The organism is Mesorhizobium sp. M8A.F.Ca.ET.207.01.1.1, from assembly GCF_004794715.1.
Classification (GTDB): Bacteria; Pseudomonadota; Alphaproteobacteria; order Rhizobiales; family Rhizobiaceae; genus Mesorhizobium.
In genome coordinates this window covers 1-405 of the sequence record NZ_SRUS01000138.1, presented here as the reverse complement: position 1 = coordinate 405, position 405 = coordinate 1, and the positions used below count along the sequence as shown (strand labels likewise).

1 pseudogene is annotated in these 405 nt (G+C 69.1%); it reads left to right on the top strand.

Going from position 1 to position 405, the window contains the following annotated elements:
• Positions 1–405 (top strand): annotated as a pseudogene (locus tag EN850_RS33870) (alanine--tRNA ligase); the annotation flags it as partial.

Here is a 405-nt window from a genome sequence, read left to right as displayed (position 1 = left end):
GATGGCCCTGTTCGGCGAGAAGTATGGCGAGCACGTGCGCGTGCTGAAGATGGGTGACTACTCCACCGAGCTGTGCGGTGGTACCCACGTCAACCGTACCGGCGACATCTGCCTGTTCAAGATCACCTCCGAGGGCGGTGTCTCGGCCGGCGTGCGCCGTATCGAGGCGGTCACCGGCCAGGGCGCCCTGGATTACGTGGACGCCGAGGAGGCCCGCCTGGCCGAAGCCGCCGAACTGCTCGGTGGCAGCGCCGCCGATGTGGTCGAGAAGATCCGTGCCCTCGGCCAGCGCCAGAAGCAGTTGGAGCGGGAACTGGAGGCGGTGAAGGCCAAGGTCGCCGCCGGCGCCACGGCCGACCTGTCCGGCCAGGCGGTCGAGGTTGCCGGTGTGAAGGTGCTGGCCGC